Origin of the sequence: Bradyrhizobium neotropicale (assembly GCF_001641695.1) — a bacterium.
Lineage (GTDB): Bacteria > Pseudomonadota > Alphaproteobacteria > Rhizobiales > Xanthobacteraceae > Bradyrhizobium > Bradyrhizobium neotropicale.
In genome coordinates, this window is the sequence record NZ_LSEF01000090.1 from 304,448 (window position 1) to 331,339 (window position 26,892).

Annotated in this window: 22 protein-coding genes; 6 read left to right on the plus strand and 16 right to left on the minus strand. The window is 64.1% G+C overall.

From position 1 onward, the window contains the following. Positions 1-4: 4 nt before the first annotated feature. From AXW67_RS30455 to AXW67_RS30465, 3 genes are read left to right on the plus strand one after another with little or no spacing between them, the layout of a single operon-like run. Positions 5-1,516: an ABC transporter substrate-binding protein gene (locus AXW67_RS30455; RefSeq protein ID WP_063680866.1), complete on the plus strand. Its 1,512-nt coding sequence runs from the start codon at positions 5-7 to the stop codon at positions 1,514-1,516. Between the two features lie 10 nt (positions 1,517-1,526). Next, entirely contained in the window at positions 1,527-2,468 is a 942-nt protein-coding gene (locus tag AXW67_RS30460) for an ABC transporter permease (RefSeq protein WP_063680867.1), read from the plus strand. 3 nt (positions 2,469-2,471) lie between these two features. Beyond that, positions 2,472-3,353 (plus strand): ABC transporter permease, encoded by an 882-nt coding sequence (locus tag AXW67_RS30465; protein WP_063680868.1) that lies wholly within the window; start codon positions 2,472-2,474, stop codon positions 3,351-3,353. Here the strand turns inward: AXW67_RS30465 and cnbZ are convergent. The 9 genes from cnbZ to AXW67_RS30510 form a co-directional block, all read right to left on the minus strand. Beyond that, positions 3,350-4,096, minus strand: coding sequence for a 2-amino-5-chloromuconate deaminase CnbZ (cnbZ, locus tag AXW67_RS30470; protein WP_063680869.1), 747 nt, complete (start codon positions 4,094-4,096; stop codon positions 3,350-3,352). The genes AXW67_RS30465 and cnbZ overlap by 4 nt on opposite strands. Before the next feature lie 9 nt (positions 4,097-4,105). Then, positions 4,106-5,356 carry an adenylate/guanylate cyclase domain-containing protein gene (locus AXW67_RS30475; RefSeq protein WP_063680870.1) on the minus strand — a complete coding sequence of 417 codons (1,251 nt, stop codon included), beginning with the start codon at positions 5,354-5,356 and terminating at the stop codon, positions 4,106-4,108. Then, positions 5,353-5,742, minus strand: coding sequence for a response regulator (locus AXW67_RS30480; protein ID WP_063680871.1), 390 nt, complete (start codon positions 5,740-5,742; stop codon positions 5,353-5,355). The genes AXW67_RS30475 and AXW67_RS30480 overlap by 4 nt, the downstream gene beginning before the upstream one ends. Further along, positions 5,739-8,318: a sensor histidine kinase gene (locus AXW67_RS30485; protein ID WP_063680872.1), complete on the minus strand. Its 2,580-nt coding sequence runs from the start codon at positions 8,316-8,318 to the stop codon at positions 5,739-5,741. Before AXW67_RS30485 ends, AXW67_RS30480 begins: the two co-directional genes overlap by 4 nt. A gap of 171 nt (positions 8,319-8,489) precedes the next feature. After that, positions 8,490-11,585: a MexW/MexI family multidrug efflux RND transporter permease subunit gene (locus tag AXW67_RS30490; RefSeq protein WP_027550272.1), complete on the minus strand. Its 3,096-nt coding sequence runs from the start codon at positions 11,583-11,585 to the stop codon at positions 8,490-8,492. Between the two features lie 68 nt (positions 11,586-11,653). Then, complete coding sequence (locus AXW67_RS30495) at positions 11,654-12,847, minus strand: efflux RND transporter periplasmic adaptor subunit (protein ID WP_027550271.1); 1,194 nt, start codon at positions 12,845-12,847, stop codon at positions 11,654-11,656. Between the two features lies 1 nt (position 12,848). Then, positions 12,849-13,550, minus strand: coding sequence for a TetR/AcrR family transcriptional regulator (locus AXW67_RS30500; protein WP_082908098.1), 702 nt, complete (start codon positions 13,548-13,550; stop codon positions 12,849-12,851). A 150-nt stretch (positions 13,551-13,700) separates the two neighbouring features. Then, positions 13,701-14,291, minus strand: a complete 591-nt coding sequence (locus AXW67_RS30505) for a thiamine pyrophosphate-dependent enzyme (RefSeq protein ID WP_063680874.1) — start codon at positions 14,289-14,291, stop codon at positions 13,701-13,703. Continuing rightward, complete coding sequence (locus tag AXW67_RS30510) at positions 14,288-14,842, minus strand: phosphonopyruvate decarboxylase (RefSeq protein WP_063680875.1); 555 nt, start codon at positions 14,840-14,842, stop codon at positions 14,288-14,290. The genes AXW67_RS30505 and AXW67_RS30510 overlap by 4 nt, the downstream gene beginning before the upstream one ends. Before the next feature lie 105 nt (positions 14,843-14,947). On the opposite strand from AXW67_RS30510, the gene AXW67_RS30515 reads away from it, so the two are divergent. From AXW67_RS30515 to AXW67_RS30525, 3 genes are all read left to right on the plus strand, one after another. Further along, positions 14,948-16,168, plus strand: a complete 1,221-nt coding sequence (locus tag AXW67_RS30515; RefSeq protein WP_063680974.1) for a cytochrome P450 — start codon at positions 14,948-14,950, stop codon at positions 16,166-16,168. Positions 16,169-16,252: 84 nt separating this feature from the next. Next, positions 16,253-17,470, plus strand: a complete 1,218-nt coding sequence (gene rocD / locus AXW67_RS30520) for an ornithine--oxo-acid transaminase (RefSeq protein WP_063680876.1) — start codon at positions 16,253-16,255, stop codon at positions 17,468-17,470. Positions 17,471-17,941: 471 nt separating this feature from the next. Further along, positions 17,942-19,426, plus strand: a complete 1,485-nt coding sequence (locus AXW67_RS30525; RefSeq protein ID WP_063680877.1) for a Spy/CpxP family protein refolding chaperone — start codon at positions 17,942-17,944, stop codon at positions 19,424-19,426. 30 nt (positions 19,427-19,456) lie between these two features. On the opposite strand, the gene AXW67_RS30530 is transcribed toward AXW67_RS30525, so the two are convergent. The 7 genes from AXW67_RS30530 to AXW67_RS30560 form a co-directional block, all read right to left on the minus strand. Further along, complete coding sequence (locus AXW67_RS30530) at positions 19,457-20,320, minus strand: sugar phosphate isomerase/epimerase family protein (protein WP_063680878.1); 864 nt, start codon at positions 20,318-20,320, stop codon at positions 19,457-19,459. Continuing rightward, the gene (locus AXW67_RS30535; protein WP_063680879.1) at positions 20,320-21,510 is read right to left on the minus strand and encodes a dihydrodipicolinate synthase family protein; all 1,191 of its coding nucleotides are present in this window, start codon (positions 21,508-21,510) and stop codon (positions 20,320-20,322) included. Before AXW67_RS30535 ends, AXW67_RS30530 begins: the two co-directional genes overlap by 1 nt. 10 nt (positions 21,511-21,520) lie before the next feature. Further along, the gene (locus AXW67_RS30540; RefSeq protein ID WP_063680880.1) at positions 21,521-22,672 is read right to left on the minus strand and encodes a Gfo/Idh/MocA family protein; all 1,152 of its coding nucleotides are present in this window, start codon (positions 22,670-22,672) and stop codon (positions 21,521-21,523) included. Beyond that, positions 22,669-24,078: an enolase-like domain-containing protein gene (locus AXW67_RS30545; RefSeq protein WP_063680881.1), complete on the minus strand. Its 1,410-nt coding sequence runs from the start codon at positions 24,076-24,078 to the stop codon at positions 22,669-22,671. Before AXW67_RS30545 ends, AXW67_RS30540 begins: the two co-directional genes overlap by 4 nt. Positions 24,079-24,082: 4 nt before the next feature. Next, complete coding sequence (locus tag AXW67_RS30550; protein WP_063680882.1) at positions 24,083-24,931, minus strand: ABC transporter ATP-binding protein; 849 nt, start codon at positions 24,929-24,931, stop codon at positions 24,083-24,085. Continuing rightward, positions 24,928-25,920 (minus strand): ABC transporter substrate-binding protein, encoded by a 993-nt coding sequence (locus AXW67_RS30555; protein ID WP_063680883.1) that lies wholly within the window; start codon positions 25,918-25,920, stop codon positions 24,928-24,930. The genes AXW67_RS30550 and AXW67_RS30555 overlap by 4 nt, the downstream gene beginning before the upstream one ends. Before the next feature lie 137 nt (positions 25,921-26,057). Continuing rightward, the gene (locus AXW67_RS30560) at positions 26,058-26,867 is read right to left on the minus strand and encodes an ABC transporter permease (RefSeq protein WP_063680884.1); all 810 of its coding nucleotides are present in this window, start codon (positions 26,865-26,867) and stop codon (positions 26,058-26,060) included. Positions 26,868-26,892 lie beyond the last annotated feature (25 nt).

Below are 26,892 nucleotides of genomic sequence, written 5' to 3' on the forward strand. Positions count from 1 at the left end.
TCCGATGAAGAAATTTCGCCTCGCCACAATAGCCGCTGCTCTCGCATTGTCGTTTGCGGCAGCCGCCCAGGCCCAGACCACGCTGCGTGTTGGCCTCGCCGAGGACCCTGACGTCCTCGATCCGACCATGGCACGTACCTATGTCGGACGCATCGTGTTCGCCGCGTTCTGTGACAAGCTGTTCGACATCGACGAGAAGCTCAACATCGTGCCTCAGCTCGCGCTGTCGAGCGAGACGGCCGACGACGGCAAGGCTCTCGTCATCAAGCTCAGGCCCGGCGTAAAATTCCACGACGGCGAACCCTTCGATGCGGAAGCCGCAAAGTTCTCGCTTGAACGGCACCTGACGTTCCCGGGCTCCTTCCGCAAGCCCGAGCTCGCCTCGGTCGATCACATCGAGGTCATCGATCCCCTCACCGTGAGGCTGGTGCTGAAGGCGCCGTTCTCGCCCCTGCTCGCGCAGCTCACCGACCGTGCCGGCATGATGGTGTCGCCTAAGGCCGCGAAGGCGGCCGGCGACAAATTCGGCCTGCATCCGGTCTGCGCCGGTCCCTACAAATTCGTCGAGCGCGTACAACAGGACCGCATCGTGTTCGAGAAGTTCGCGGACTATTGGAACAAGGACAACGTCTTCATCGACCGCATCGTGTTCCAGCCGATCGTCGACGCCACCGTGCGGCTGGCGAACCTGAAATCGGGCGGGCTCGACCTGATCGAGCGCGTGCTCGCCACCGACCTCAAGGAGGTGCGCGCGGACTCCCGCCTGAAGGTCGCGACCGCCATCGAGCTCGGCTATCAGGGCGTCACCCTCAACATCGGCAAGGACAAGGCCAAGGGTCCCCTCAGCCAGTCCGCAAAGGTCCGGCAGGCGCTCGATCTTTCGATCGACCGCGACGCAATCAACCAGGTCGTGTTCAACGGCGAATTCCAGCCCGGCAATCAATGGGTCAATCCCGACCATCCCTACTATCAGAAGTCTCTTCCGATCCGCGCCCGCAATGTCGAGAAGGCCAAGGCGCTGCTGAAGGAAGCCGGCGTGACGCCGCCGGTCAGCGTCGATTTCCTGGTGCCGAAGGGCGCAGAGACGGAGACCCCCGCGCAGGTGATCCAGTCGATGGCGGCAGAGGCCGGATTCGACATGAAGATCCGTCTCACCGAATTCGCGACCGGGCTCAAGCAGGCCGAGGCCGGCGACTATCAGGCCTATATGCTCGCTTGGAGCGGCCGCGTCGATCCCGACGGGAACACCTACGTCTTCCTGCACAGCGGCGCGCCGCAGAACTACGGCGGGTGGGACAACGCGCAGGCTGACAAGGCCCTCGATGACGCGAGGCTGGTCACCGACCTCGACAAGCGCAAGGCCAGTTACGAAGTGCTGGCGAAACTTGTCCATGACGAGGAACCGATCCTCTACCTCTACCACCGCCGCATCATCATCGCGCACACGACCAAGCTCGAAGGCTATCGGCAGATGCCCGATGGCCTCGTGCGCGTGATCGGGCTCAAGCTGAAGTGACGCCGAGAGGATGCTGAACTTTCTCGCCCGCCGTCTTGCCCAGATCGTGCCGACGCTGTTCTTCGTCTCGGTGCTGATCTTCTCGCTGCAGCAATTGCTGCCGGGCGACCCCGCGCTGGTGATGGCGGGCGAAGAGCGCGATCCGGCGATCATCGAGCAAATCCGCCATCAATACCGGCTCGACCAGCCTATACCGGTGCAATACGCCTATTGGGTCGGGGGCGTGCTGAGGGGCGATTTCGGCGAGTCGCTGCGCAACAAGATGCCGGTGCGCGAGCTGATCACGCAGAAGCTTCCCGTCACGCTCCAGCTCGGCTCGATGGCGATCCTGATCGCGTTCCTGATCGGCATTCCCGCCGGCATCATCGCCGCCGTGAAGAAAGGCACCGCCTGGGACTACGGAGCCAATTTGTTCGCGCTGTGGGGCATCTCGACCCCGAATTTCTGGCTCGGCATCATGCTGATCTTCCTGTTCTCGATCGAGCTCGGCTGGTTGCCGGCCTCGGGCTACGTGTCGCTCACCGAGAACTGGCGCGCGAGCCTTGCCGCCACCATCATGCCCGCCTTCGTGCTCGGCAATGCGATTTCCGCCATCCTGATGCGGCACACCCGCAGCGCGATGCTGCAGGTGCTGGAAAGCGACTACGTCCGCACGGCGCGCGCGAAGGGACTCCTGGAGCGCTCGGTGATTCTCAAGCATGCCATGCGCAACGCGCTGACGCCGGTGATCACGCTGGGAGCGCTCGAGCTCGGCACGCTGTTGTCCGGCGCCGTGCTGACCGAGCAAATCTTTTCCATCCCCGGCTTCGGCAAGCTGATCGTGGATGCCGTCTTCAACCGCGACTACGCCGTGGTGCAGGGCGTTGTCCTGGTGACGGCGACGATCTACATCACGCTTAACCTGATTGCCGACATCGCCTATATCCTCGTCAATCCGCGGCTGAGGGGCTAGGCCATGACCGACGCCGCTCTTGCGATCAACGCCGACGCCAGCGAGCTGGACAGCCCCGCGCGCAGGGCGCGCCGGCGCCTGTTCAAGCGCAAGGCCGCGGTCGCGGGGCTCATCGTGCTCTGCTTTTTCATCATCCTTGCGCTGTTTGCACCCCTTATCGTGCCCTACGATCCCATCGCCACGAGTTGGAGCCTGGTCCGAAAACCGCCCACTGCGCTGCACTGGTTCGGCACCGACGAGCTCGGCCGCGACATTCTGAGCCGGGTCATCTACGGCGCTCGTGCCTCGCTGCTTGCGGGCCTGATCTCCGTCGCGATCGCGCTTGGGATTGGCGTGCCGCTTGGCCTGCTCGCCGGCTATCGCGGCGGCTTCATTGATGCGCTGATCAGCCGGATCACCGACGCCATGCTGGCCTGCCCGTTCCTGATCCTCGCGATCGCGCTCGCGGCATTCCTGGGACCAAGCCTCGGCAACGCCATGATCGCAATCGGCATCTCGGCAACGCCGGTGTTCATCCGCCTGACCCGGGGCCAGGTGCTGAGCGTCAAGGCTGAGGACTATGTCGAAGCGGCGCGCGCGCTCGGCAATCCGCCGTGGCGGATCGCCTTCGCGCATATCCTGCCGAATATCCTGCCGGCGCTGCTGGTGCAGGCGACGCTCTCGATCGCCGCCGCCATCATCGCCGAAGCTGCCCTGTCGTTCCTCGGTCTCGGCCAGCAGCCGCCGGCGCCGTCCTGGGGCAGCATGCTCAACGCCGCGCAGCGCTTCCTGACTCAGGCGCCCTGGATGGCGATCTGGCCGGGCCTTGCGATCTTCCTGGTGGTGCTGTCGCTGAACCTGCTCGGCGACGGTTTGCGCGACGCGCTTGATCCGCGCCAGCGCTAGATCACCGCTTCCCGCATCACGCGCCTGCAATCCATCTCATATTCGAGATCGATCACTGGTGGCCGTGCGAAGTGCCAGGTGAGGCCCGAACGCAGCGCGCCGCGCCGGACGAGCTCGTCCACAAGCGCGTGATGGAAGTCGTGCACGGAATAGGCCTGCACGCCCGTGGTATCCTTCCAGCCGAAGCCGAAGGCGGTCATCCGGTTCTCCATCTGGCAGGTCGTCGTGAAGCGCACCTTCTCCCGCAGGCCTTCCGGGCTGAGATCGCGGTAGCGCACGGTGCGCTCGACATAGCTGCCGCCGCCCTCGCGCGCTTCCGCGCCACCAGCGATCACAAAGGTCGGAGACTTTGCCGCCGTCGGCCGCGTGAAGGAGAACGCATAGAACGACGGCTCGGACGGCGGATCGATCTCGGGACAGACATTGCTGCGCGCGACCGGATTGGTCGTTCCGTCAAAGATGCCCCATTCGGACAGCGTCTTCACATAATGCAGGTTGAACGCACGAAAGCCGTCCTCGCTGAACGCGGCGGGCGAGCGCAGCTCGCAGGCGCAGAAGGCAGTCAGCGGACGACCTGCTTCCTGGATGAATTTTGCAGCGCGCGCAAATCCTTCAGCCAGTGGCACCAGCCGGTCGAAACGAACGCGCTCGATCTCGTAGCCATCATCCGCCGCTGCGCCAGCAGAATACTGGAACACGGACGGGATGAACCGATAATTGCCGGCGGAGAATTCGCGCGTCATGTCGAGCTCCTATTCCAGTTGCATGCGGACGCCCTTGGCACCGTTGAGCAGGCGTTTGAGATGAAGGCCGGCCAGGGGATCGTCGGCATGCACGCCGATCAGGGCGGCGAAGGCGGGCATGGCCGCGGCATCGCCTGCCTCGAGTTTTGCAAAGGCCTCGGAGTATTGCGCCGTTGCCGGCGCTTCAAATTTTGCCTGCGGCAGCGGCTCGAACGCGCGCAGGGGCTCGCTGCGCCCGCGCAGCATCAGGTCTCCCACCGGGCGTCCTTGAAAATTCTCGGCGCTTCCGGCAACGCTGGCGCTCACGCAAATCCGCGTGCCCAGATATTTGTTGGCGGCTTCCAGCCGCGCCGCGATGTTGATCGTATCGCCATAGGCGGTGTAGTCGAAAAAGCGGTTTCCGCCGAAATTGCCGACCAGTGCGGGCCCGGCATGGACACCGATGCGGGTGGTTCCGAAATTCACGCCCTTCGTCCTCTGGCGTGCGCAAAAGTCCTGCGCCCAGGCATCGAGGTCGTGGGCACAGGCGACTGCGCGCGTCGCATAGTCCGGCTGATCACCGGGCGCGTTGAACAGCACCTGGATCGCGTCGCCGATGATCTTGGCGACCGTTCCCTCATGCCCGAACACGACCTCGGCCATCCCTCCGACATATTCGTTGAGGAGCGCGCCGAGCGTCTCGGGCGGCGCGCTCTCGATCAGCGACGTGAAGCCGGTAATGTCGGTGAAGATGGTGGCGACGTCGCGCCACTGCACTTCCATCCCGTCGCCCTCGCCGCTTGCCGCCAGGCGCTTGGCGAGCTCCGGCGAGAAATGGCGCGACAGGGCGGCATGGGCCCGCTCCGCCTCCATCTGGCGTCGGCGCGCCTCGCGCAGCATCTCGATATGGCGGAGGGTCTTCTCGATCGTCGTCTCCAGGTCGACGAAGTCGATCGGCTTGGTGAGGAAATCGAATGCGCCGCGGTTCATGGCAGTGCGGATATTGCTCATGTCGCCATAGGCCGAGACGATGATGGTCGACTTCTTGTCCTCGGCCTCCTGCAGCTTCTGCAGCAGCGACAGCCCGTCCATCCGCGGCATGTTGATGTCGGAGACGACCATGTCGACGTGCGGATGCCGCGCGATCGACTCGAGCGCCTCGACGCCGTCGCGCGCGAACATGAAGTTGACGTGCCCCTCGCGAAGCTGCCTGCGGAATTTCTGCAGGACCAGCGCTTCGAGATCGGGCTCGTCGTCGACGAAGAGGATGGTCGCCGTCATGCCGCCTGCTCAAGCCTGGTGTCGATCTCCTGGCGCAGCTGCGCGAAGTCGATCGGCTTGGTGAGGAGCGCAACGGCGCCCCGCTCGATCGCCTTCCGGTGTGTCTCGGCGTCGCCATAGGCCGTGATCATGATGACGGGAACGTGCGGATGTTCGGCCCGCACCTTCGGCAGCATGTCGAGCCCACTCATCCCGGGCATGTTGATGTCGGAGAGGATCAGGATCAGCGCGGGATCACGGACCTCGGCGGCACGCCTGAGCGCATCGGGCGCGGATGGAGCAAACTCCATCTGAAAGCGGCCGGCGCGCAGGTCGCGCCGGAAATGCTGCCGGAACAGCGCCTCGACATCGGGCTCGTCATCCACGACCAGGATGTAAACGTTCACGTCTTGCCTCCGGTAGTGCCTCCCGCCGCCAGCTTACGCGGCAGCGTGATGATGAATTCGGTAAATGCGCCGGGCTCGGTATTCACGTCAATCGTTCCGCCGTGCTGTTTCACGACGATGTCATGGCTCATGGACAGGCCAAGCCCGGTGCCCTCGCCGGCCGGCTTGGTGGTGAAGAAGGGATTGAACATCTTCTCCTTCACCTCGGGCGGAATGCCGGTGCCGTTGTCGCGGATGCGAATCTCGACCTTGCCGCCGAGATTCCGTGTCGTCGCGCTCAAGGTCGGCTCGAAGCCGTCCCCGGCGCTCTCCTTGCGTTTGGCCGAGGCATAGAAGCCGTTCGAGATCAGATTGAGGAGGACCCGCGTGATCTCCTGCGGATAGATGTTGACAGCACCGGCCGCGGGATCCAGGTCGCGCTTGAGCGTGACATTGAAGCTCGGCCTTTCGGCGCGCGCGCCATGATAGGCCAGATTCAGGCTTTCTTCGACGACCGCGTTGATGTCGACGTGGCGATGCTCGCCGGAGCCTTCGCGCGAATGCAGCAACATGTTCCGGACGATGGAATCGGCGCGCTTACCATGCTGCACGACCTTTTCGAGATTGCTCTTGAGCATGCCGGTCAACTCGTCGACATCCTCCCTCGTCTTGTCGTCGAGCACGGCCGATCGCAAGGTCTCGTTGAGCTCCCCAATCAGCTCTGTCGACACCGAGGAGAAGTTGTTGACGAAGTTGAGCGGGTTCTTGATCTCGTGGGCGATGCCCGCGGTGAGCTGGCCGAGCGAAGCGAGCTTCTCGGTCTGGATCAGGCGGTCCTGCGCGGTGCGCAAATCGTCAAGGGACCGCGACAACTCTCTAGTGCGTTCCTGGACTTCTTCAAACAGTCGGGCATTCTCGATCGCGATAAGCGCCTGATCGGCAAACGTGGCCGCCAGTTCGATCTGCTTCTCGCTAAAGGGCCGCACCATGTGCCGCGTCAAGACGAACACGCCGATCGGCGCACCCTCACGGAGCAGAGGCACACCAAGCATCGTACGTACGTCAGAACGCCTTCGAGCAGAAGAAGGCGCGAATTCCGGGTCGGCCTGCACGTCCGGGACATGAACCGTCTTGCGATCGAGCAGCGTGCGTCCGACCACACTTCCTCGCTCGGGCACGGAAGCGAACGTCCGAAGATGACTTTCCTGCTCAGCTCCGAGGCCGCAGCTTGCTGCCAAATAGAAAACGCCGTCCTTGGGCCGAAAGATCGTGCCTTCGTCCGCGTCACACAGACGGGCCGCCGACTCGACAAGCGTGTTCAACACCATTTGCAGATCGAACGCCGAACGGCTGATCACCTTCAGCACATCGGCAGTCGCCGTCTGCTGCTGTAACGACTCGCTCAATTCCGCCGTGCGCTGCTCGACCTTCCTTTCCAAGGTCGCATAGGATTCCTGCAAGCGGGCGCCCATGTCGTTGAACTGGTCGGCGAGCCCTTCGAGTTCGTCGCCGGTCCTGATCGAGATGCGCTGGGAGAAATCGCCGCCGCCGATGCGCTCGGCCCCGCTGCGCAGCGCCTGGATCGGGCCGACCATGCGGCGCGCGAGAAAAATCCCGGCGAGCACGGCGAAGATCGATGCCACGAGCAACACGATCGCGAGCCGCTCCAACGAGGCATGGAGGGCGGCATAGGCTTCCTCCACCGGCAACTCGACGAACATGGTCCAGCCGAGCGGCGCGATCGGCGCGGACGCCGTCAGAACCTTCTGTCCCTGGATGTTGGTCGCTTCCTGAAGCGAATCCGGCATGACGCCGTCGCCGGCTTGCGCCGCACGCACCTGCGCCAGCCCCGACATGTCGGTGTTGCGCAGCACGAGGCTGATGTCGGGATGCGCAATCAGGCGTCCCTCCGGGCCGACCACATAGGCATGTCCGTGCTCGCCGACCCTGATCTGGGAGACCACGTCCCAGATCAGCTTGAGGTTCACCTCCGCGATGCTGACACCGGCATCCTTGCGCGCGCCGGCCAGCGCCAGCGTCATGTACGGCTCGGACTCCCGGCGGAAATAGACCGGCCCGTAATAGACCTTGTGCGCGACGGCCTCGGTGAATTTCGGATTGCTCGACAGGTCCACCCCGCTGTCGATGGCGTCCATGGCGAGCCGCGAGACGCGCAGGCGCTCCTTGCCGGTCGCATCGACCTGGGCGAGCTCGGTAATGGCCGGCACCTGCCGCAAGAGCCGCAGCGCATCGAATCGGCGCTGCTCAATGGAGCCCGCCGACCACGGCAGTTGGGTGGTCCAGCCGAGCTGGTTCTCGATCTCCTTGACGAACTGGCTGATCTTGGCCGCCGCGGCTTCGGCCTGCTCGTGCTGAACCCGGATCAGCGACGCCTTGTGCTCACGATAATAGAAAAAGACCTCGAACAGTCCATTGGCGAGCAGCGCGATGGCCACGACCGCCACGAACAGCGCGACGTATTTGGTGAACAGCCGGACTCTGATCCGTGACTCTTCCGCCCCATCGGACGCGCTGCCACGGGCCGCGCTTGGCAGCGTCCGGGCTTGCGGGGTGTCGGGATGGAGGGAGATGGTCATCCCCCCAAGCCTAGCAAGAAGGCTGGACCTTGTCTCTCGCAGGGGCGGGAAAAGAGGTCGTCCAATACCGAGGCGCCGCTGCGCGGAATAATCGGCGATGGCGGCCACAGAAAAAGGGCGGCAACGGTGTCAGCCGATGCCGCCCTTTCTTCGTTCAGTTAGCCTTTCGTATCAGGTCGGCCGCAGCGCCTTGGAGCCGAGGTCCATGGCCTCGATCTGCTTGTTGCGCTCCGATTCGGCCTCCTTGCTGTGGTCGGTTGCCAGCACAACGTAGACCGCCGGCAGCACGAACAGCGTGAACAGAGTGCCGATGGACATGCCGGCCACGACCACGAGTCCGATCGAGAAGCGGCTGGCGGCGCCGGCGCCGGTGGCGGTCAGCAGCGGGATCAGGCCGGTGACCATCGCGGCCGTCGTCATCAGGATCGGACGCAGACGGATGCGGGCCGACATTTCGATGGCCGAGCGGCGGTCGAGCCGTTCCTTGATCTGGAGCTCGTTGGCGAACTCCACCATGAGGATGCCGTGCTTGGTGATCAGGCCGACCAGGGTGAGCAGACCGACCTGGGTGTAGATGTTCATGGTCGCCACGCCGAAGAACAGCGGGATCAGGGCGCCGACGATCGCCATCGGCACCGAGATCATGATCACCAGCGGGTCACGCAAGCTCTCGAACTGCGCCGCCAGCACCAGGAAGATGATGATCAGCGCGAAGCCGAAGGTGATCGCGAGCTGATTGCCTTCCTGCACGTACTGCCGGCTGTCAGCGAGATAGTCGTGGCTGAAGCCCTGCGGCAGCTTCTTGGCCTCGCTCTCGAGGAAGTCGACCGCAGCACCGATGGTCACGCCCGGCATCGGCACCGCCGAGAACGTCGCCGAATTGAGCTGATTGTAGTGCGTCAGCGAGTTCGGGTCGGTGGTGGTCTTGATCGACACCACCGTCGACAGCGGGAGCTGCTGGCCGGTGTTGGTGGTCACGTAGTAGCCGCCGAGCGAATCCGGCGAGAGCCGCTGACCGCGCGGCACCTGCGGGATCACCTGGTAGGAACGGCCCTCCAGATTGAAGCGGTTGATGTAGTTGCCGCCAAGCAGAACCGCGAGCGTGCTGCCGAGGTTCTGCATGTTGACGCCGAGATCCTGCGCCTTGGTCCGGTCGATCGTCACCTTCACGTTCGGCTGATTGTAGGCGAGGTCGCTGTCGGAGACGATGAACATGCCGCTCTTGCGCGCAGCGTCCTTCAGCTTCTCCATTTGCTCATAGACCGTCTGGAACCCTGCGGTGGAGTTGATCACCATCTGCACCGGCAGGCCGCCCGGGCCGCCCGGCAGCGGCGGCAGGTTGAATGCGAACGCCTGGACGCCCTCGATCTTGGACAGCTCCGCCTGCACCAGCGGCTTCAGCGCGATCGAAGAGCGCTTGCGCTCCTCCCAGGGCTTCAGCAGCATGCCGGCGATACCACCCTGCGGACCGTTGATGCCGTTCAGCACGAAACGCAGATCGGTCTCGGGGAACTTCTGGAATTCCTTGTCGAGCTTGTCGCCGTAGAAATCGACATAGTCGATGTTGGCGTATTTCGGAGCCTTGGTCACCGCGAAGACAATGCCCTGATCTTCTTCGGGCGCGAGCTCCTTCGAGGTGTGCATGTAGAGGAAGCCAACGAGCCCGAGGATCGTCACCGCGAACAGACCGGTGATCGCCTTGTAGTCGAGCGACCGGTCGAGCCTGCGTCCATACCACCGCGTCACTGCGCCGAACACCTTGTTGACGAACTTGGCGAAGCGGCCTTCCTCGGTGTTCTTCAACAGCACCGAGCACATCATCGGCGACAGCGTCAACGCGATCACGCCGGATACGATCACCGAGCCCGCCAGCGTAAAGGCGAACTCGCGGAACAGCGAGCCGGTGAGGCCGCCGAGGAACCCGATCGGCGCGTACACGGCCGCGAGCGTGATGGTCATCGAGACCACCGGACCGACGATTTCGCGCGCGCCTTGTAGCGCCGCCTGTACCGGCGTCTTCCCTTCTTCCAGATGTCGATGGATGTTCTCCACCACGACGATGGCGTCGTCGACCACCAGGCCGATCGCGAGCACCATGGCGAGCAGCGTCAGCAGGTTGAAGCTGAAGCCCAGCGCCAGCATCAGCGTGCAGACGCCGATCATCGACAGCGGGATTGTCACCACCGGAATAATGACCGAGCGGAGCGAGGCGAGGAACAGGAAGATCACGACGATGACGATGATGACGGCTTCGCCCAGCGTCTTCTCGACCTCGTCGATCGACGACTGGATGAACTTGGTCGAGTCGTAGGCGACCTTCATCTTCATCGACGGCGGCAGATTGCGCTCGAGCTCGGGGAACAGCGCGCGCACGCCCTTGACCAGCGTCAGCGGGTTACCTTGCGGGGTCGCCTGCACGCCGATGAAGATCGCGTGCTCGCCGTTGAAGGCGACGCTCGCATCCGTGCTCTGCGCGGCAAGCTCGACGGTCGCGATGTCCTCCATCCGCACGAAGCCGCCGTCCTTGGCCTTGATGATCATCTTCTTGAACTGGTTGACGTCGGTGAGGCCCGTATTCGTCGAGACGTTCGAGACGATGAGATAGCCCTTGGTCTGGCCCGCCGCGGACTGGAAGTTATTGGCGGTGATCGCCGCGGCGACGTCGGCCGGCGACACGTTGCGGCCTGCCATCTTCACCGGATCAAGCCACAGCCGCATCGCGAAGGTCTGGCCGCCCAAAATGTCGGCGGAGGCGACGCCGTCGACGGTCGACAGCACTGGTTGCACCACGCGCGTCAGATAGTCGGAGATCGCCGAGCCCGACAATTCCTCGGATGAGAAGCCGAGATACATCACGGCCGTGGTCTGGCCCGTGGTCTTGGTGACGATCGGGTCGTTGGATTCCTTCGGGATCAGGTATTTGACCGAGTTGGTCTTGGCGAGCACCTCGGTGAGCGCCTGGTTCGGATCGAAATTGAGCTTGATGTAGACCTGGATCGTCGAGGTGCCGAGCACCGAGGACGAGGTGATGTAGTCCACGCCTTCGGCGGAGGCGACCGCCTGCTCGATCGGCGTGGTGATGAAGCCCTGAATCAGGTCCGCGGACGCGCCGGGATAGACGGTCGTGATGTTGATGACCGTGTTCGACAGTTTTGGATATTGCCGGATCGGCAGCACCATCGCCGCGCGCAGACCTATCAACAGGATCAGCAGGCTGACGACGACCGACAGAACCGGGCGCTTGATGAAAATATCGGTAAAGGCCATCGCGGCAATCTCGATTTCTTTGTCTCAAGAAGCATGATCCGGCCGGGCCGGATCATGCGAGCGTTATGTCAGTAGCGCGGCGGCTGCGCCGGGATTTGCGGTGCCGGGTCGTTCGAAATCGACACCGGAGCGCCCGATTGCAGCTTGAGCTGGCCGACGGCGACGACCTTGTCACCCGCCTTCAGCCCTTTCAGGATCTCGGCGCGACCGTCGACCCGGTTGCCGGTCTGCACGAAGGTGCGCACCGCACTCAGGCTGGTCTTGCCGTCGTCTTCCTTTTTCTCGGTGATCACGAACACCGCATCGCCATAGAGCGTGTAGTCCACCGCCGTTTCCGGCACGGTGATCACCGCCGGCTTGTCCGGCAGCACCACCGTGGTGGTCACGAACATGCCGGGCTTCAGGATCTTCTCTGGATTGGCAATCGTCGCCTGCACGCGAATGTTGCGGGTGTCGGTCGAGATCTGCGGCTCGATCGTCGTGATCTTGCCCTCGAAGGTGCGGCCTGGATAGGCGTCGACCTTTAGCCGGACGGGCTGGCCGACCTTGAGGTTGCCAGAGTCCTTTTCCGTCACCGTGAAGTTGGCCCACAGCTCCGACAGATCGGTCAGCGACACGATGGCCGTGCCTGCAGTGAGATACTGACCGAGTTCGACCTTGCGGACGCCGAGATCGCCGGAGAACGGCGCGCGCACCAGCTTCTGCGAGATCAGCGCCTCGGTCTTGGCGATGCCGGCCAGCGCCTGGTCGTAGGCGGCCTGCGCGGTATCGACGGTCGCCTGCGGACCGAACTGGCGCGACGCGAGCTGCTTGGCACGGTCGAGCGAAAGCTGCGCCACGGTCGCCTGCGCCTTGTAGTTGGCGAGGTCGCCCTGCTCCGGCGCGTCGAACAGCTGCACCAGCGGCGTGCCTTCATCAACATGCGCGCCCGGCTCGAACTTGATCTCGGTGACGCGGCCGTTGACGTCGGTGGTGACGTTGACCTGGTGCACGGCAGCGAGTTCGCCGACCGCGGTCAAGAGGTTCGGCACCACCTCCGACTTCGCCTCGGCGGCGCTGACGGCCACCGGCGGCGGCTTGTTGTTGGCGAAGAACTGCTTGATCATCTGGCCGCGGAAAGAGTTGAACCAGACGAGGCCGCCGACGAGCACGCCCAGCAGCGTGCCGACGATGAGGAACCAGCGCACCGGCTTGACGGGACGCTTGGCAGCCTTGTTGTCGATCGGTTCGCCCGAAATCTTGTGTTCGGCTACGATGTTCATGTCATGCACTTTCTGCAATCGCCGTCTTGCCGGCACCCGGCGCCAAAGCGCGGTCCAGATGCGAAGCAATTGCGGCGTCGTTAAGTCCTATACCCCTCAGAAGAAACTCACAGAGCTGCCGCTCCAGATCGTTCGCCTTGCCGTAAGCGAGACAGGGCGTGGCCGGCAGCCTGGTCAGCGCAGCCGTCATCACCGAATGATGCGCAAACCAGAACAGGTTGAGCGGCTCGCCGCCGCAAGGCCGCGCATCGCCCGCGGCGACCGCGCGCTCGAGCGAGGCGACGAAGACCGCGCCGATCAGCTTCTCGATCTTGGCATATAGCAGGCGCGCGAACTCGCCATCATCCAGATGGCTCGTGGCCATCAGTCGCAGGCGCTGCGCCTCCTCCTGGTCGGGACCGTCGGCGATCTCGAGGAAATGCTGGACCATGCCGCGGATCAGCTCGACCAGGGCGGCGGTCGACGGCTCGCGCTCGAGCAGCTCCATCAGCGCCGGGTCGGCCTCGCATTCGTCGCTCAGGATTTCGGCATAGAGCGCCGCCTTGGACGGGAAATGCTTGAACAGCAGCGCCTCGGAAATGGCAGCAGCGGCCGCCACGCTCTTGGTCGTGGTGCCGTTATAGCCATGTCGGGCAAAGCAACGTTTGGCGGCACCGAGGATCAATTGACGCCTCAGGTCGCTCGTCATGCGTAATGAGCTCATGCTAGTGAGTAAGCACTCACCCACGCAAAAGTCAAGCAAAATGCTGCGTCGCAACCTAAATGGGTTGTAGATTCAACGGAAATTTACGAGCAGCGGCCGCCTGCCGGCACGATCCGGCGGGTCCCATTGAGGGTCGATTCGAACGGGGGCCTAGATCGGCTGGAAACCGAGGTCGCCGCGGATCCGGTTGACGATATAGGTCCCGTCCCGGCTTGGCAAAATCCGCTCTACGTTGGCGCTGTCGATCTTCACATTGGCAAAGCGCGGCCCGGCCGAGACGTCATGGACGGTTTTGGCGAAAGCCTCCACCTCGGCCATGGTCGAGATCGCCCGGCTGTCCGGAATGCCGCAGGCCCTGGCGACGCCGACGAGGTCGGCGGCCGCGGAGGTGTGGCTGGTCTGGCCGCCGGTCTCACCATAGCACTCGTTGTCGAGCACCACGATTGAGAGATTCGACGGCTTCTGCAGGCCGATGGTGGCAAGGCTCCCCATGCCCATCAGCATCTCGCCGTCCCCGGTGATGACCAGCACCGGGAGCTTCGGCTGCGCCAGCGCGAGCCCGAGGCCGATCATCGGCGCGCCGCCCATGCCGCCCCAGAGGTAGAAATTGCGCGCATGGTCGCCGGCGGCGGTGATGTCGTTGGTGGAGGCGCCGAGGCCGCCGATCGCGACGACATCCTTGCGGTTCGCAAGCAGCGCGGACACCACCTGGCGGCGGTCGAGGAGATTGGCCTTGCTCATTTGGTGAAAACCTTCGCGCCGATCAGGCGCTGCGACAACAGGACTGCGGTCGGCGTAAGGGCATTGTAGGCTTGTGCCGCGGCCGCTTCGAGCACCGCGGGCACCTCGGCTGCGTTCGATGCCCGCAGCACCTTGACGCCCGAGAGTTCGAAGACGCCTTGCGTGGTCGAGCCCATCGGCACCTGCCAGGGATTGAACTCGCCCCACTCTCCGCGCATGGTCACGAGGGTGAGGAACGGGTAGCGCAGGATCGGGATCAGCGACAACATGTTGATGCAGTTGCCGACCCCGCTCGACTGCATCAGCAGCACGCCACGCTGTCCGCCGGTCCAGGCACCGGCCAGAAGCGCCACGCCCTCCTCTTCCGTCGTCAGTGGAATGCCGCGCATGGTGGACGAGCCCTGCACGCGTTGGATCAGCTTCGAATGTCCGGCATCAGGCACGTAAGGCACCTGCCGGACGTCGAAGCGTTGCAATGTCGCGAAAATATCATCGGGCCAAAGAGTGCTCGATTCGGGTGCCGTGTCGGCAGCATCAGCGCGGGCGTGCATTTTCCTGTCCGGTCAGAGCAAATCGTGGCACGACTGTAGACGGTGAGCCGCATCGCTCGAAACAGCGAAAACGGCATATCGGTCTCAACCGGCGAGTATGGCGGCATGAACGCAGATGCGAGAGAACTGGCGGCCAATTTCGATCTGGAGAAGCTGACGCCCGAGTTCTACGACAATCCCTACCCGACTTATCGTGCACTGCGGGAGAACGAGCCGGTCAAGCGCCTGCCGAACGGCACCGTGTTCCTGACCCGCTACGACGACCTCGTCACCACCTACAAGAACACGAAGTCTTTCAGCTCGGACAAGAAGCGCGAGTTCGCGCCGAAATACGGCGACTCCCAGCTCTACGAGCACCACACCACAAGTCTCGTCTTCAACGATCCGCCCTCTCACACTCGGGTACGGCGCCTGATCATGGGCGCGTTGTCGCCGCGCGCGATTGCAGGGATGGAGCCGGACCTCATCAAGCTGGTCGATAGCCTGCTCGACGCCATCGCTGCCAAAGGTAGTTGCGAGCTGATCGACGACTTCGCGGCCTCCATCCCGATCGAAGTGATCGGCAATCTGCTCGATGTTCCCCACGAGGAACGCGAGCCGCTCCGCGGCTGGTCGCTGGCGATCCTGGGAGCGCTCGAACCCGTCGTGTCGACCGAAGCCGCCGCGCGCGGCAACAAGGCCGTGAAGGACTTCCTCGCCTATCTCGAGACGCTGGTCGCGCGCCGGCGTCAAGAACCCGGCAATCCCGACCGCGACGTGCTGACGCGCCTGATCCAGGGCGAGGAGAACGGCGAGCGGCTGACCGAGAAGGAATTGCTGCACAACTGCATCTTCCTGCTCAATGCCGGGCACGAGACCACCACCAACCTGATCGGCAATGGCCTGGTGGCGCTGCATCGGAACCCGGATCAGAAGCAGCGGCTGATCGACAATTCGGACCTGATCAAGACCGCAGTGGAAGAGATCCTGCGCTACGAGAGCTCGAACCAGCTCGGTAACCGCATGACCACGGAGCGAGTCGAGCTCGGCGGCGTCATGCTCGACGCCGGCACATCGATCACGCTGTGCATCGGCGCGGCCAATCGTGATCCCGCGCAGTTTCCGGATCCGGAACGCTTCGACATCGCGCGCACGCCGAACCGCCATCTCGCCTTCGCGACGGGGGCGCATCAATGCGCCGGCATGGCGCTGGCGCGACTCGAAGGCGCGATCGCGATCTCTCGCTTCCTGGCGCGCTTCCCGAACTACGCCTTGAGCGGCCAACCGTTGCGGGGCGGACGGGTGCGTTTCCGCGGCTTCCTGAGCGTGCCCTGCTCCATCGGCTGAGGCCCTCGCCAGCACCCATCATTTTGAACGAACCACGCATTATCGGTTAGAATGCATGAAATACATGAGCTGGAGTGACGAAGGATGAGTAGTCCGCCAGTTGCTGATTTCATCACGAGGGAGGCGCGCTTCGGCGCCCGCAATTACGAGCCGCTAGGCGTTGTCCTGTCGCGCGGCGAAGGCGTCTTCGTTTGGGACACCCAGGGCAACCGTTACCTGGATTGCCTCTCCGCCTATTCGGCGGTCAACCAGGGCCACTGCCACCCGAAAATCCTGGCCGCGATGGTCGAGCAGGCCGGCCGACTGACCCTGACCTCGCGCGCATTCCACAACGACCAACTCGCTCCCTTCTACGAAGAGATCGCAGAGCTGACCGGCTCCCACAAGGTGCTGCCGATGAACAGTGGCGCCGAGGCCGTGGAGAGCGCGATCAAGTCCGTGCGCAAATGGGGCTATGAGGTGAAGGGGGTGCCCGACGGGCAGGCCGAGATCATCGTCTGCGCCAACAATTTCCATGGACGCACCCTCGGCATCGTCGGTTTCTCGACCGATGCGGCCACGCGCGAACATTTCGGCCCGTTTGCGCCGGGCTTCAAAATCATCCCCTTCGGCGATCTCGCAGCGCTGGAAGCCGCGATCACACCGAACACCGTCGCCTTCCTGGTAGAGCCGATCCAGGGCGAAGCCGGCGTCATCATTCCACCGGCAGGCTATTTCACGGGGGTGCGCGAGCTCTGCACTGCGCACGAGGTGATGCTGATCCTCGACGAGATCCAGACCGGGCTCGGCCGCACCGGCAAGCTGCTTGCGGAACAGCACGAGGGTATCGAGGCGGATGTGACGCTGCTCGGCAAGGCTTTGTCCGGCGGTTTCTATCCCGTCTCGGCCGTGCTTTCCAACAACGAGGTCCTCGGCACGCTGAAACCAGGTCAGCACGGCTCGACATTTGGTGGCAACCCGCTCGCCTGCGCGGTGGCGCGGGCGGCGCTCCGCGTTCTCGTCGAGGAAGGGATGATCGAGAACGCTGCGGTGCAGGGTGAGCGCTTCCTGCAAGGGCTCAAAAGCATTCGTGCCAACACCGTCCGCGAGGTGCGCGGACGCGGGCTGATGCTGGCGGTCGAGCTCAATCCCGAAGCCGGCCTTGCGCGCCGCTACTGTGAGGCCCTACAGCTCGAAGGCATCCTCGCCAAGGATACCCACGAGCATACGATCCGCTTCGCCCCGCCGCTGGTGATCACTGGCGACCAGGTTGATTGGGCGCTGGAGCGGATCGCGACCACGCTTACGCAGGATTTCACGTGAGGCCTGCCTGCGTCGGAATGGCGCATGCCGGAGGCGAGCGAACGATTTCGTCGCCTGCGCGTTGACAGTCACGGGCGACTGGACGAGCGAAGAGCTGCTGTCATGCTTCCGCGTGGCGTTTGCCTTATGGCTTTCCTGGTTGGCGTCTTCATGCTGGCGGCGAATGTCGGCGTGCACGCCCAGCAACATGGAAGAGGTGGACCACCGGGACCCGCTGCCCGACCGGCAGCGCCACCGGCGATGGCCCGTCCCGCGGCGCCGCCAGCGATGTCGCGTCCCGCCGCACCGGCATTCCATCCACCGGCCATGCCGCAGCGACCGGCCATGGCGCCGCATCCGGTGCCCCACTTCGCTTCGCCACCGCCGCGTCCGGCCCCACACTTCGCCGCACCGCCGCCGCGAGCGGCCCCGCACGTGGCGGCACCGCGGCCTGAGATCCGTCGGGCGCCGGCGGCACCGCAGCGTCCGGCCATGGCACCGCAGCGGACGCCGCATATCGCAGCCCCCTCGCGCCCCAGCGCGCCACCAGCCATCAGCGCACGGCCGTCGCGACAGGAGCGGATCGAACAGCGAGCGCAACAGCATCAGCAACAGATCCAGCAGCGCCAGCAGATCACGCAACAACATCAGCGCGACGCGCTGACACGCCAGAGCGCGGAACGTCAGACCCGCATCGACCGGCTGCAACAACGCATGCAGCAATTGCAGTCGAGCAAGCCGGAAGGCCGGCGGGCGCAGCATGCACAGGAGCGAGCGCTGCAGACACAGAATCGCCTGCTGCAGCGCGAGCAGAGCATGCAGCAGCGCGATCAGGCGCGCCTGCAGCGGTTGGGACCCGAGCCAACGACAGTTGGCCGAGCCGCCGCGGCCACTGCCGTCGCCGCGCGGACCGCTGAGCGCGGGCGGTTTGCGGAGCGTTTCCGCGAGCACGCGACTCCGCAAAGCCAAGCGGCACTCGTCACCCGCCAGAGCGGCTGGGCTCCCCGGCAGGCTTGGCGACACCGTCATCCCGCGGTCTTCGTGGCCTGGCTTGGGCCGGTGTTCTGGCCGTACGCCTATTCCGATATTTTTGACTACACATTCTGGTCCTACGCGTACGAGCCCGGCTATTGGGCCTATGCCTACGACGACTTCGTCGACACCGTGTTCTGGGGCGGGGATGGCGCCTATTCCGCCTATGCCAGCATCAACCCGTATGACTATCCGCAAGCCGGTGGCAGCTACCGCGCGCGCCGCACCGCCAGCGTAAGCCAGCAGACGGTGCGGCAATTGTGTGACGCTCCGGACAAGGGCGTGACCGCGTGGCCGTTCGCGTCGATCACCCAGGCAGTACGGCCGACGCCCGAGCAGCGTACCCTGCTCGACGACTTGAAGGCCGCCGCGGCACAGGCCGCCGATGCGTTCAAGCAATCCTGCAATGATTCATATGCTCTGACGCCGCCCGGCCGCTTGCGTGCGATGACGAACCGCGTCAGCGCCACGCTCGAGGCGGTGAAGATCGTGCGGCCGGCGCTCGAAAAATTCTATGGTTCACTCAGCGATGAGCAGCAGGCGCGTTTCAACGCGCTCGGCCCCAATATCGGCGAGCGCTCGCAACAGCAGTCGCAGCACCAGGAAGCGAATGCTCAGCCCGAAAGCTGCGGCGATCCGAAATCCAGCCTGACGCAGCTCCCGATCGAACGGATCGAGGCGGCAATACATCCGGCGGGCAAGCAGAAGGAAGCGCTCGAGCGATTGGGCGATGCGACCAATCAGGCAGTTAAGGCCCTGCAGGCAGCCTGCCCGGATGAGGTGCCGCTGACCCCGGTGGGGCGACTCGAAGCGATGCAGAAGCGGCTCGAGGCCATGCTGGAGGCAGCCAATCGGGTGCAGCCGGCATTGGACGAGTTCTACGCGACGCTGAGCAGCGAGCAGAAAGCGCGCTTCAACACGCTGCCGCAGACCGCAAGCCAGTGACCGCCAGCAGCATTGCTTGAGATGCCGATCCTAAACCACGCTTCGGTGCCGCTCGATGCAGGTGCGCAGCACCTCGTCCATCGGCTTGCCCCACCAGTCGTTGGAGAATATCTCGATCTCCGAATAACCAGCATAGCCTTGCGCCTCGACCGCCGCGCGCACCGACTTGATGTCGATCACGCCGTCACCCATCATGCCTCGATCGTTGAGGATGTCCTTGGTCGGCACCAGCCAGTCGCAGACATGAAACGCCAGCAGGCGATCCTTGCCGACGCGCGCGATCTGGCCCATCAGCTCCGGATCCCACCAGATGTGATAGACATCGAGCGCGACGCCGAGCATGCCGCTGCGGCTGGGATCGAGCCGGTCGCAAATATCCAGCGCCTGCTTGGTCGTGTTCACGCAGGCGCGATCGGCCGCATAGGCCGGATGCAGAGGCTCGATCGCCAGCGGCAGTTCCGCCTGCCTGGCGTATTCGAGCATCTCGGCCAAGGCATCCTCGACCTGTCCCCGCGCCGCCGAAATATCCTTCGACGCGGCGCTGCCCGGCCGCGAATATTGCGGCAGGCCGCCAACGACGAGCACGATACAGGAGGCGCCCAGCGCCTTGGCTTCGTCGACACAGCGCCGATTGTCGTCGCGCACTTCGGTCCAGCGCGCAGCGTCGGAGGTGAACATGCCTCCGCGGCAATAGCCCGAGAGTTCCAGACCAGCATCGCGTACTGCGCGCACGGCGCGGTCAAGCCCGACGGCCGCGACCTGGTCCCGCCAGGGATCGATAGCGCCGATGCCATGCCTTGCACAGGCCTCAACGATCTGAACGAGATCACCCTGCTTGCGGACTGTCGCCGTGTTCAGCGACAGCCAGCGATGGTCAGACGAAAAATCACGCATCAGGATTCTAGTCCGTGCGAGGCCAGCACGGTCTTCATCCGCCGCGTCGCAAGTTCGGGATTGGCGAGCAAGCCGGCTTGATCCGCGAGGCGGAACAGCTCGGCCAGATGCAGCATCGACCGCGCGCTCTCCTGGCCGCCGACCATGGTGAAGTGATCCTGGTGGCCGTTCAGGTAGGCCATGAAGACCACACCGGTCTTGTAGAAGCGCGTCGGCGCCTTGAAGATGTGGCGCGACAGCGGCACGGTCGGCCCCAGCACGTCGTGGAAGCCGGCCTCGTCGCCGACCGCAAGCCGCGATAGCGCGTAGGAGGCCGCCGGCGCGATGGCATCGAAGATGCCGAGCAGCGCGTGCGAAAAGCCGTGTTCGTCGCCGGCGATCAGCTCCGCGTAGTTGAAGTCGTCGCCGGTGTACATCTTGATGCGCTTGTCGAGGCGAAGGCGCATGTCGATCTCGCGCTGCTTGTCGAGCAGCGAGACCTTGACGCCGTCGACCTTGGCGGCGTTGCCGTTGATGATGGCGACCGCCGTGCCCATCGCCTTGTCGAGATCCTTGGTGCCCCAATATCCCGTCAGCGCCGGATCGAACATATCGCCGAGCCAGTGGATGATCACGGGCTCGCGGACCTGCGAGAGCACACGGTCATAGACTTTTGCATAGTCATCGGCGTTGCGGCCGAGCTTGGCGAGCGCGCGCGAGGCCATCAGGATGATGCGGCCGCCGACCTTCTCGACCGCGGAGATCTGCTCTTCATAGGCGCGGATCACGTCATCGAGGCTCTTGGCATCGTCGACCGCGAGATGATCCGTGCCCGCGCCGGAGAACACCAGCGCGTTGCGCTGCTTTGCGGCTGCGACCGAACGCGTGATCAGCTCCAGTGAGGTCGGCCAGTCCAGCCCCATGCCGCGCTGCGCGGTGTCCATGGCCTCCGCGACGCCGAGACCGAGGTCCCAGACATGCTCGCGGAAGGCGATGGTCTTGTCCCAGTCGACGGACACCGAGAGCCAGGGATCGTTGTCCGCGAAAGGATCGGCCACCGTATGCACGGCCGAGAACGCGATGCGGTTCAGCGTGCCCTCGAGCTTCGCCGGGAAGCTCCGGGAGGCAGCGAGCCGGTAGGTCTCGATCGAGCGGTCGGCCTTCGGCAGTTGCAGTGAGAGCGATGACATCGGCTGGACAGGCTTGTTCATGTCAGCCTCCTCAGACCTTGATCGGCGCGACGTCGACCCAGCGCCGCTCCTTCCAGCTCTTCAGCGCGCATTCGGCGAGCTGCACGCCCTTGGCGCCTTCAAGCAGCGTAAACTTGTACGGCGCGTCTTCATAGACATGGCGGATGAACATCTCCCACTGCTCCTTGAAGCCGTTGTCGTAGGTGACATTGTCCGGCAGCTTCTGCCAATCGCCGTAGAAATCGTACTGCCGCTTCTCGTCGGGATTCCAGACCGGACGGGGCGTCGCCTGCCGCGCCTGGATCATGCAGTCGGAAAGGCCCGCAACGGCCGAGCCGAGCGTGCCGTCGACCTGGAAGGTGACGAGGTCGTCGCGATAGACGCGCGTCACCCAGGACATGTTGATGTGGGCGATGATACCGCCCTTGAGCTGGAACGTCGCATAGGCGGAATCGTCGGCGGTCGCCCTGTACTTTTCCCCCTGCTCATCAAAGCGCTCGGGAATATCGGTGTTACCAATGCAGACCACGCTCTCGACGTCGCCGAAAAGGTTGTCGAGCACGTAGCGCCAGTGGCAGACCATGTCGAGAATGATGCCGCCGCCGTCCTCGCTGCGGTAGTTCCATGATGGCCGCTGCGCCTCCTGCCAGCCGCCCTCGAACACCCAATAGCCGAACTCGCCGCGCACCGAGAGGATGCGGCCGAAGAAGCCGGAGTCGCGCAGGAAGGCGATCTTCTTCAGGCCGGGCAGGAACAGCTTGTCCTGCACCGTGCCGTGCTTGACGCCCTTGGCGTTGGCGAGTTTGACCACCTCGACAGCCTCTTCGAAGTTGGTCGCAATCGGCTTCTCGCAATAGACGTGCTTGCCGGCGTTGATCGCGCGGGACAGAAGGCCGGGCCGCGCCTGCGTGGTCGCGGCGTCGAAGAACATGGTGTCGTTCTTGTCCGCGAGCGCGGCATCGAGGTCCGTGGTCCAGCGCGCAATGTTGAACTGCTTGGCCAGCCGCTCGACCTTGTCGGCGCTGCGGCCGACCAGGATCGGATCGGGCATCACGCGATCGCCGTTCTTCAGCCTGACGCCCCCCTGGTCGCGGATCGCGACGATCGAGCGGATCAGATGCTGGTTGAGCCCCATGCGGCCGGTGATGCCGTTCATGATGAGGCCGAGGCGTTGTGTGGTCATGCCAATTGCTCCTGACGTGATTTTGGCTGTTCGAGCGGGCGTAGCGCCGACCAGTCCGGATGGACCGACGTCGCAAAGCCCGTTGCGGTCAGCGATCCCGTGAGGAGATCGCCGTCGTGAATGGAGAGCCGGACGCCTTGCCCGCTGTCGGCGTAGAGATCGGGATGGGCCTTTGCGAAGGCCTGAGCTTCAGCGGCAGGCGCCTCACCGAAGCCGTCGACATAATGATGGCCGTTGCGCTCGGCATGCGTGACGCCGATCAGGGCGCCGAGCGCGAGGTCCTGCTGCACGGCAAGTCCGGCCTGGCAGGTCAGGTCCTCGCCGGTCACGAAGAACGTCTCTCCGCCAACACTCCACTTTGCGGCGCGCGTCGCGTTGACGACGGACTTGTAGAGCCCCTTGCAGGATTTCGAGGAAATGCCGCGATAGCCGAGCGCTCGCGCGGCCGGAAACGCGTCATAGGAATCGTCGGCCTCATCGATGATGAAGCCACGCGCCGCGAGTGACCCGAGCGGCGACTGCCGCGTGATATCGCGCGGCATCGGCTGCTCAACATAGAGCAGGCGCGATGAGATCGATCGCAGTGCGGCGTCACGATCGAGCCGGTCGATCAGTGCACGCAGCGCGGCCAGATCGGCGTACTGCTCGTTCGCGTCGAGCGTCACCTTGTAGTCATGCCCCAGCGTATCGAGCTCCTTGCCGATGCGCGCCAACCTTGCCGCATCGGCCATTGGGTCGCCCGACAGCTTCAGCTTGAAATACCGCGCACCGGCATTCTCCCGGGCGTCGGCGACACCGCCCTCGCCTTCGACAATGTCGTCGAGACCTACGGTGTGACGGACCACGACGCGCGGCAGCGGCGTCCGCTTCGCAAGAAACTGAGCGATGTCGGAGTCCTGCAGATCAGACGACAAGCGCGCATCGATACCGGCGACGTTGCCCGCCATGCCGTCGAAGAAATTCGTATCAGCGGCGCGCAGCAATGCATCGAGAATGGCCTTGTCGATCTCGGCTGGCCCATAGGCGGCCGCGAGCGGCGGGATGTTCTGCTGCGTGCAGGCGACGACCTGCGCACCGATGCAGGCAGCATGCAGCCCGAACGCCGTGTCAAAGCCGGTCTGCGCCAGATAGAGATCACGTGCGATCGCAAGTGAACGCCGGAGCCCGTCGACCGTCTGCGCCGGCGACAGCTCCGGCCGCTTGTCGAACCACTTTGGCACCAGCAACTCGGCGCTGGCGCCGATCGCAACACCCTTGCCCTTGCCCTTGCCCTCGACCTCGATCTCGACCCCTACGAAGAGCTGCGGGGTCGCGTGGATCGTGATGGCGCCGAAGCGGAACGGCCGCGCGAAACGCACGGGCCGTTCAAAAAATGCGATATCTCGCAGCTTCAGGCGCACAGGCATGGCTCTAGTCCAGCGAACCCTGCGAGAAGAAATGCTTGCGGATGCGCTGCACGAGCTCGGTGAAGACCGGGTCGGCCATCACGTCGAGCGAGCGCGGGCGCGGCAGCGGCACATCGTAGATCGCGGCGACCGCACCGGGCCGCTCGGTCATGACCAGCACGCGGTCGGCGAGGAACACGGCCTCCGGAATCGAGTGCGTGATGAGGAGCACCGTCTTCTTCGTTTCACGCTGGATCCGCATCAGCTCGACATTCATGCGCTCGCGCGTCAGCGCGTCCAATGCACCGAACGGCTCGTCCATCAGCATGATCCTGGGATCGTGCACCAGTGCGCGGCAGATCGAGGCGCGCTGCTGCATGCCGCCGGAGAGCTGCCAGGGCAGCTTCTTCTCGAACCCTTCGAGACCGACCAGCTTCAAGAGTTCCTTGGCTCGGGCGAGATATTCGGCCCGCGGCAGCCGCTTCATGTCGATCGGCAGCATCACGTTTGAGATGATGTTGCGCCAGGGCAGAAGCAGCGCATTCTGAAAGACGATGCCGACATTGCCGTGCGGCGTCGTCACCTTCTCGCCCTCGACCAGGATCTCGCCGGTGGTCGGCGGCAACAGGCCGGAGATCAGCTTGAGCAGCGTGGACTTGCCGCAGCCGGAGGGGCCGACCACGACGAAGAACTCGCCGTCATTGATGTGAAAATCCAGCGGCCGCAGCGACGGCACATCGCCGTCGCGCGTCCGATAGGTTTTCGACACGCCGAACAGCTTGATGCCCGACGCTTCGCTCCCCGCCCGGTCGCTCACCAGTCTGAGATGCGCGGCCGGTTGCAATTCATCACTCGGTCTTGTCGCTGGTTTCACGAGTTGCCCTTCGGCAGGTAATCGTTGGTGTAGAAGGCCTTCGGGTTCTCCTTGGCCTTGGCATCGAGCCCGCCATATTCGACCATCAGATTGACGGAGTCGGTCATGTTCTGGTCGGTGACCTGGAACGGCCGCTTGCTCTTGGTCTCCGCGGTCCGGTAGAGCGGGATGGTCAGCTCAAAACCCTGCGTCAGCGTGTCGATCTTGCCGCCCTTCGGGTTGGCATCGAGGATCGACTGCGCCGCCGCCTTCGGCTCCTTCTCGGCGGCTTCCACCGCCTTCGTCGTCGCCGACATGAAGCGGCGGACGAGATCGGCATTGGCCTTCACATAGTCGGAATTGGCGATGATGCCCGACGACACCATGTTGATGCCGTAGTCGGCGAACTTGATCGGATAGACGTCCTTGCCGGTGGCATCCTTGATCTTCATCGACTGGTCCATGACGTAGCCGAGCAGGAGATCGGCCTGGCCGTTGATGACGGCGTTGAGCTTGGTCTGGCCGTCGCCGGCGACGGTGTGGAAGTCGCTCTCCTTCAGCCCGGTCTTCTTCAGGAACAGCGGCCAGATCTGGGTCATGGAGTCAGCGGGCGTGATCGCCACCGTCCTGCCCTTGATATCCTCGGGCTTCTTGATGTTCTTGTCGGCGAAGCCCATGGCGGACATCGGGCTGGTCTGGAGCAACACGCCAGTCGCGATCACCGGCGCGCCCTTGATCGCGGCGCGCATCATGGTGGGAACGTCGACATAGCCGAAGTCGGCGGTCTTGGCGGCAACGGCCTGCGTGGTCGCGGCAGAGCCGCGGCCTTCCTGGATCTCGAGGTCGATGCCCTCGGCCGCATAGATGCCCTTGGCCTTGCCGTAATAGAACGGCGCGTGCTCGCCATAGACGTACCAGTTCAGCATCAGCACGACCTTGTCGGCCGCCTGCGCCGGCACAACCGAAAGCGCCATCAGCGCCGCCGAGACAGCTCCTATCCACCGCTTCATCGCTACTCTCTCCCTTGTGCTTGTTGCTTTCGGCCGTTGGTGGCCGTTCGTTGCTTTAGTTTTTGTTTGAGCATGATCTTATCGGAAAACCGCCGCACACTTTGCGCTAACGCGGCCCTCCGAGTCCGGATCATGCTCTAAGAGGCGAAAATCACGTCCTCGCGCTGGCTGACATGCCAGGGAATGACCAGCTTCTCGATGCGATCCACGATCCAGAACAGAATGACGCCGAGCAGCGCCAGGATCACGAGGGCCGCGAACATCGTCGGCAGATCGAACGTTCCGATCGAGCGCTGCATCACGTAGCCGATGCCGGAATTGGAGCCGACGAACTCGCCGACGACGGCGCCGACCACGGCGAGCGTCACCGACACCTTGAGCCCCGAGAAGATCGCCGGCAGCGCATGCGGCAGGTTGACCGCGCAGAACACCTGCAACCGGCTGCCCTGCATGGCGCGGGCGAGATCGACCATGTCGGGATCGACCGACTTGAAGCCCTGCACGGCCGAGACCACCACGGGGAAGAACCCGAGCAGGAAGGCCGAGATCACCTTCGGCAGGATGCCGAAGCCGAACCAGACCACGAACAGCGGCGCGATCGCGATCTTCGGCACGGATTGAGAGAATACCAGCAGCGGATAGACGTAGCTCTCCACCGTCTTGGACCCCGCGATCAGCATCGCCACGGGAATGCCGAACAATGCGGAGAGCACGAAGCCCCAAATGGTCGCGTAGGTGGTGGGCCAGGACTGGCGCAGCAGCTCGGGCCAATCGGTGCGCAGCACGGCCACGACGTCGGCCGGCGCCGGGATCTGATAGGCGGGGATCTTGAACAGCCGGATCGCGAGGTCCCAGGCCACGACGATGAAGACCAGGAACAAGAGCGGCCGCACCCAGGCCGCATTCAGCATCTTGGACACCGCACTCTGCGGCTTCGGCTCAGCCACGTCTCACTCCCGGCATTCTTTTTCG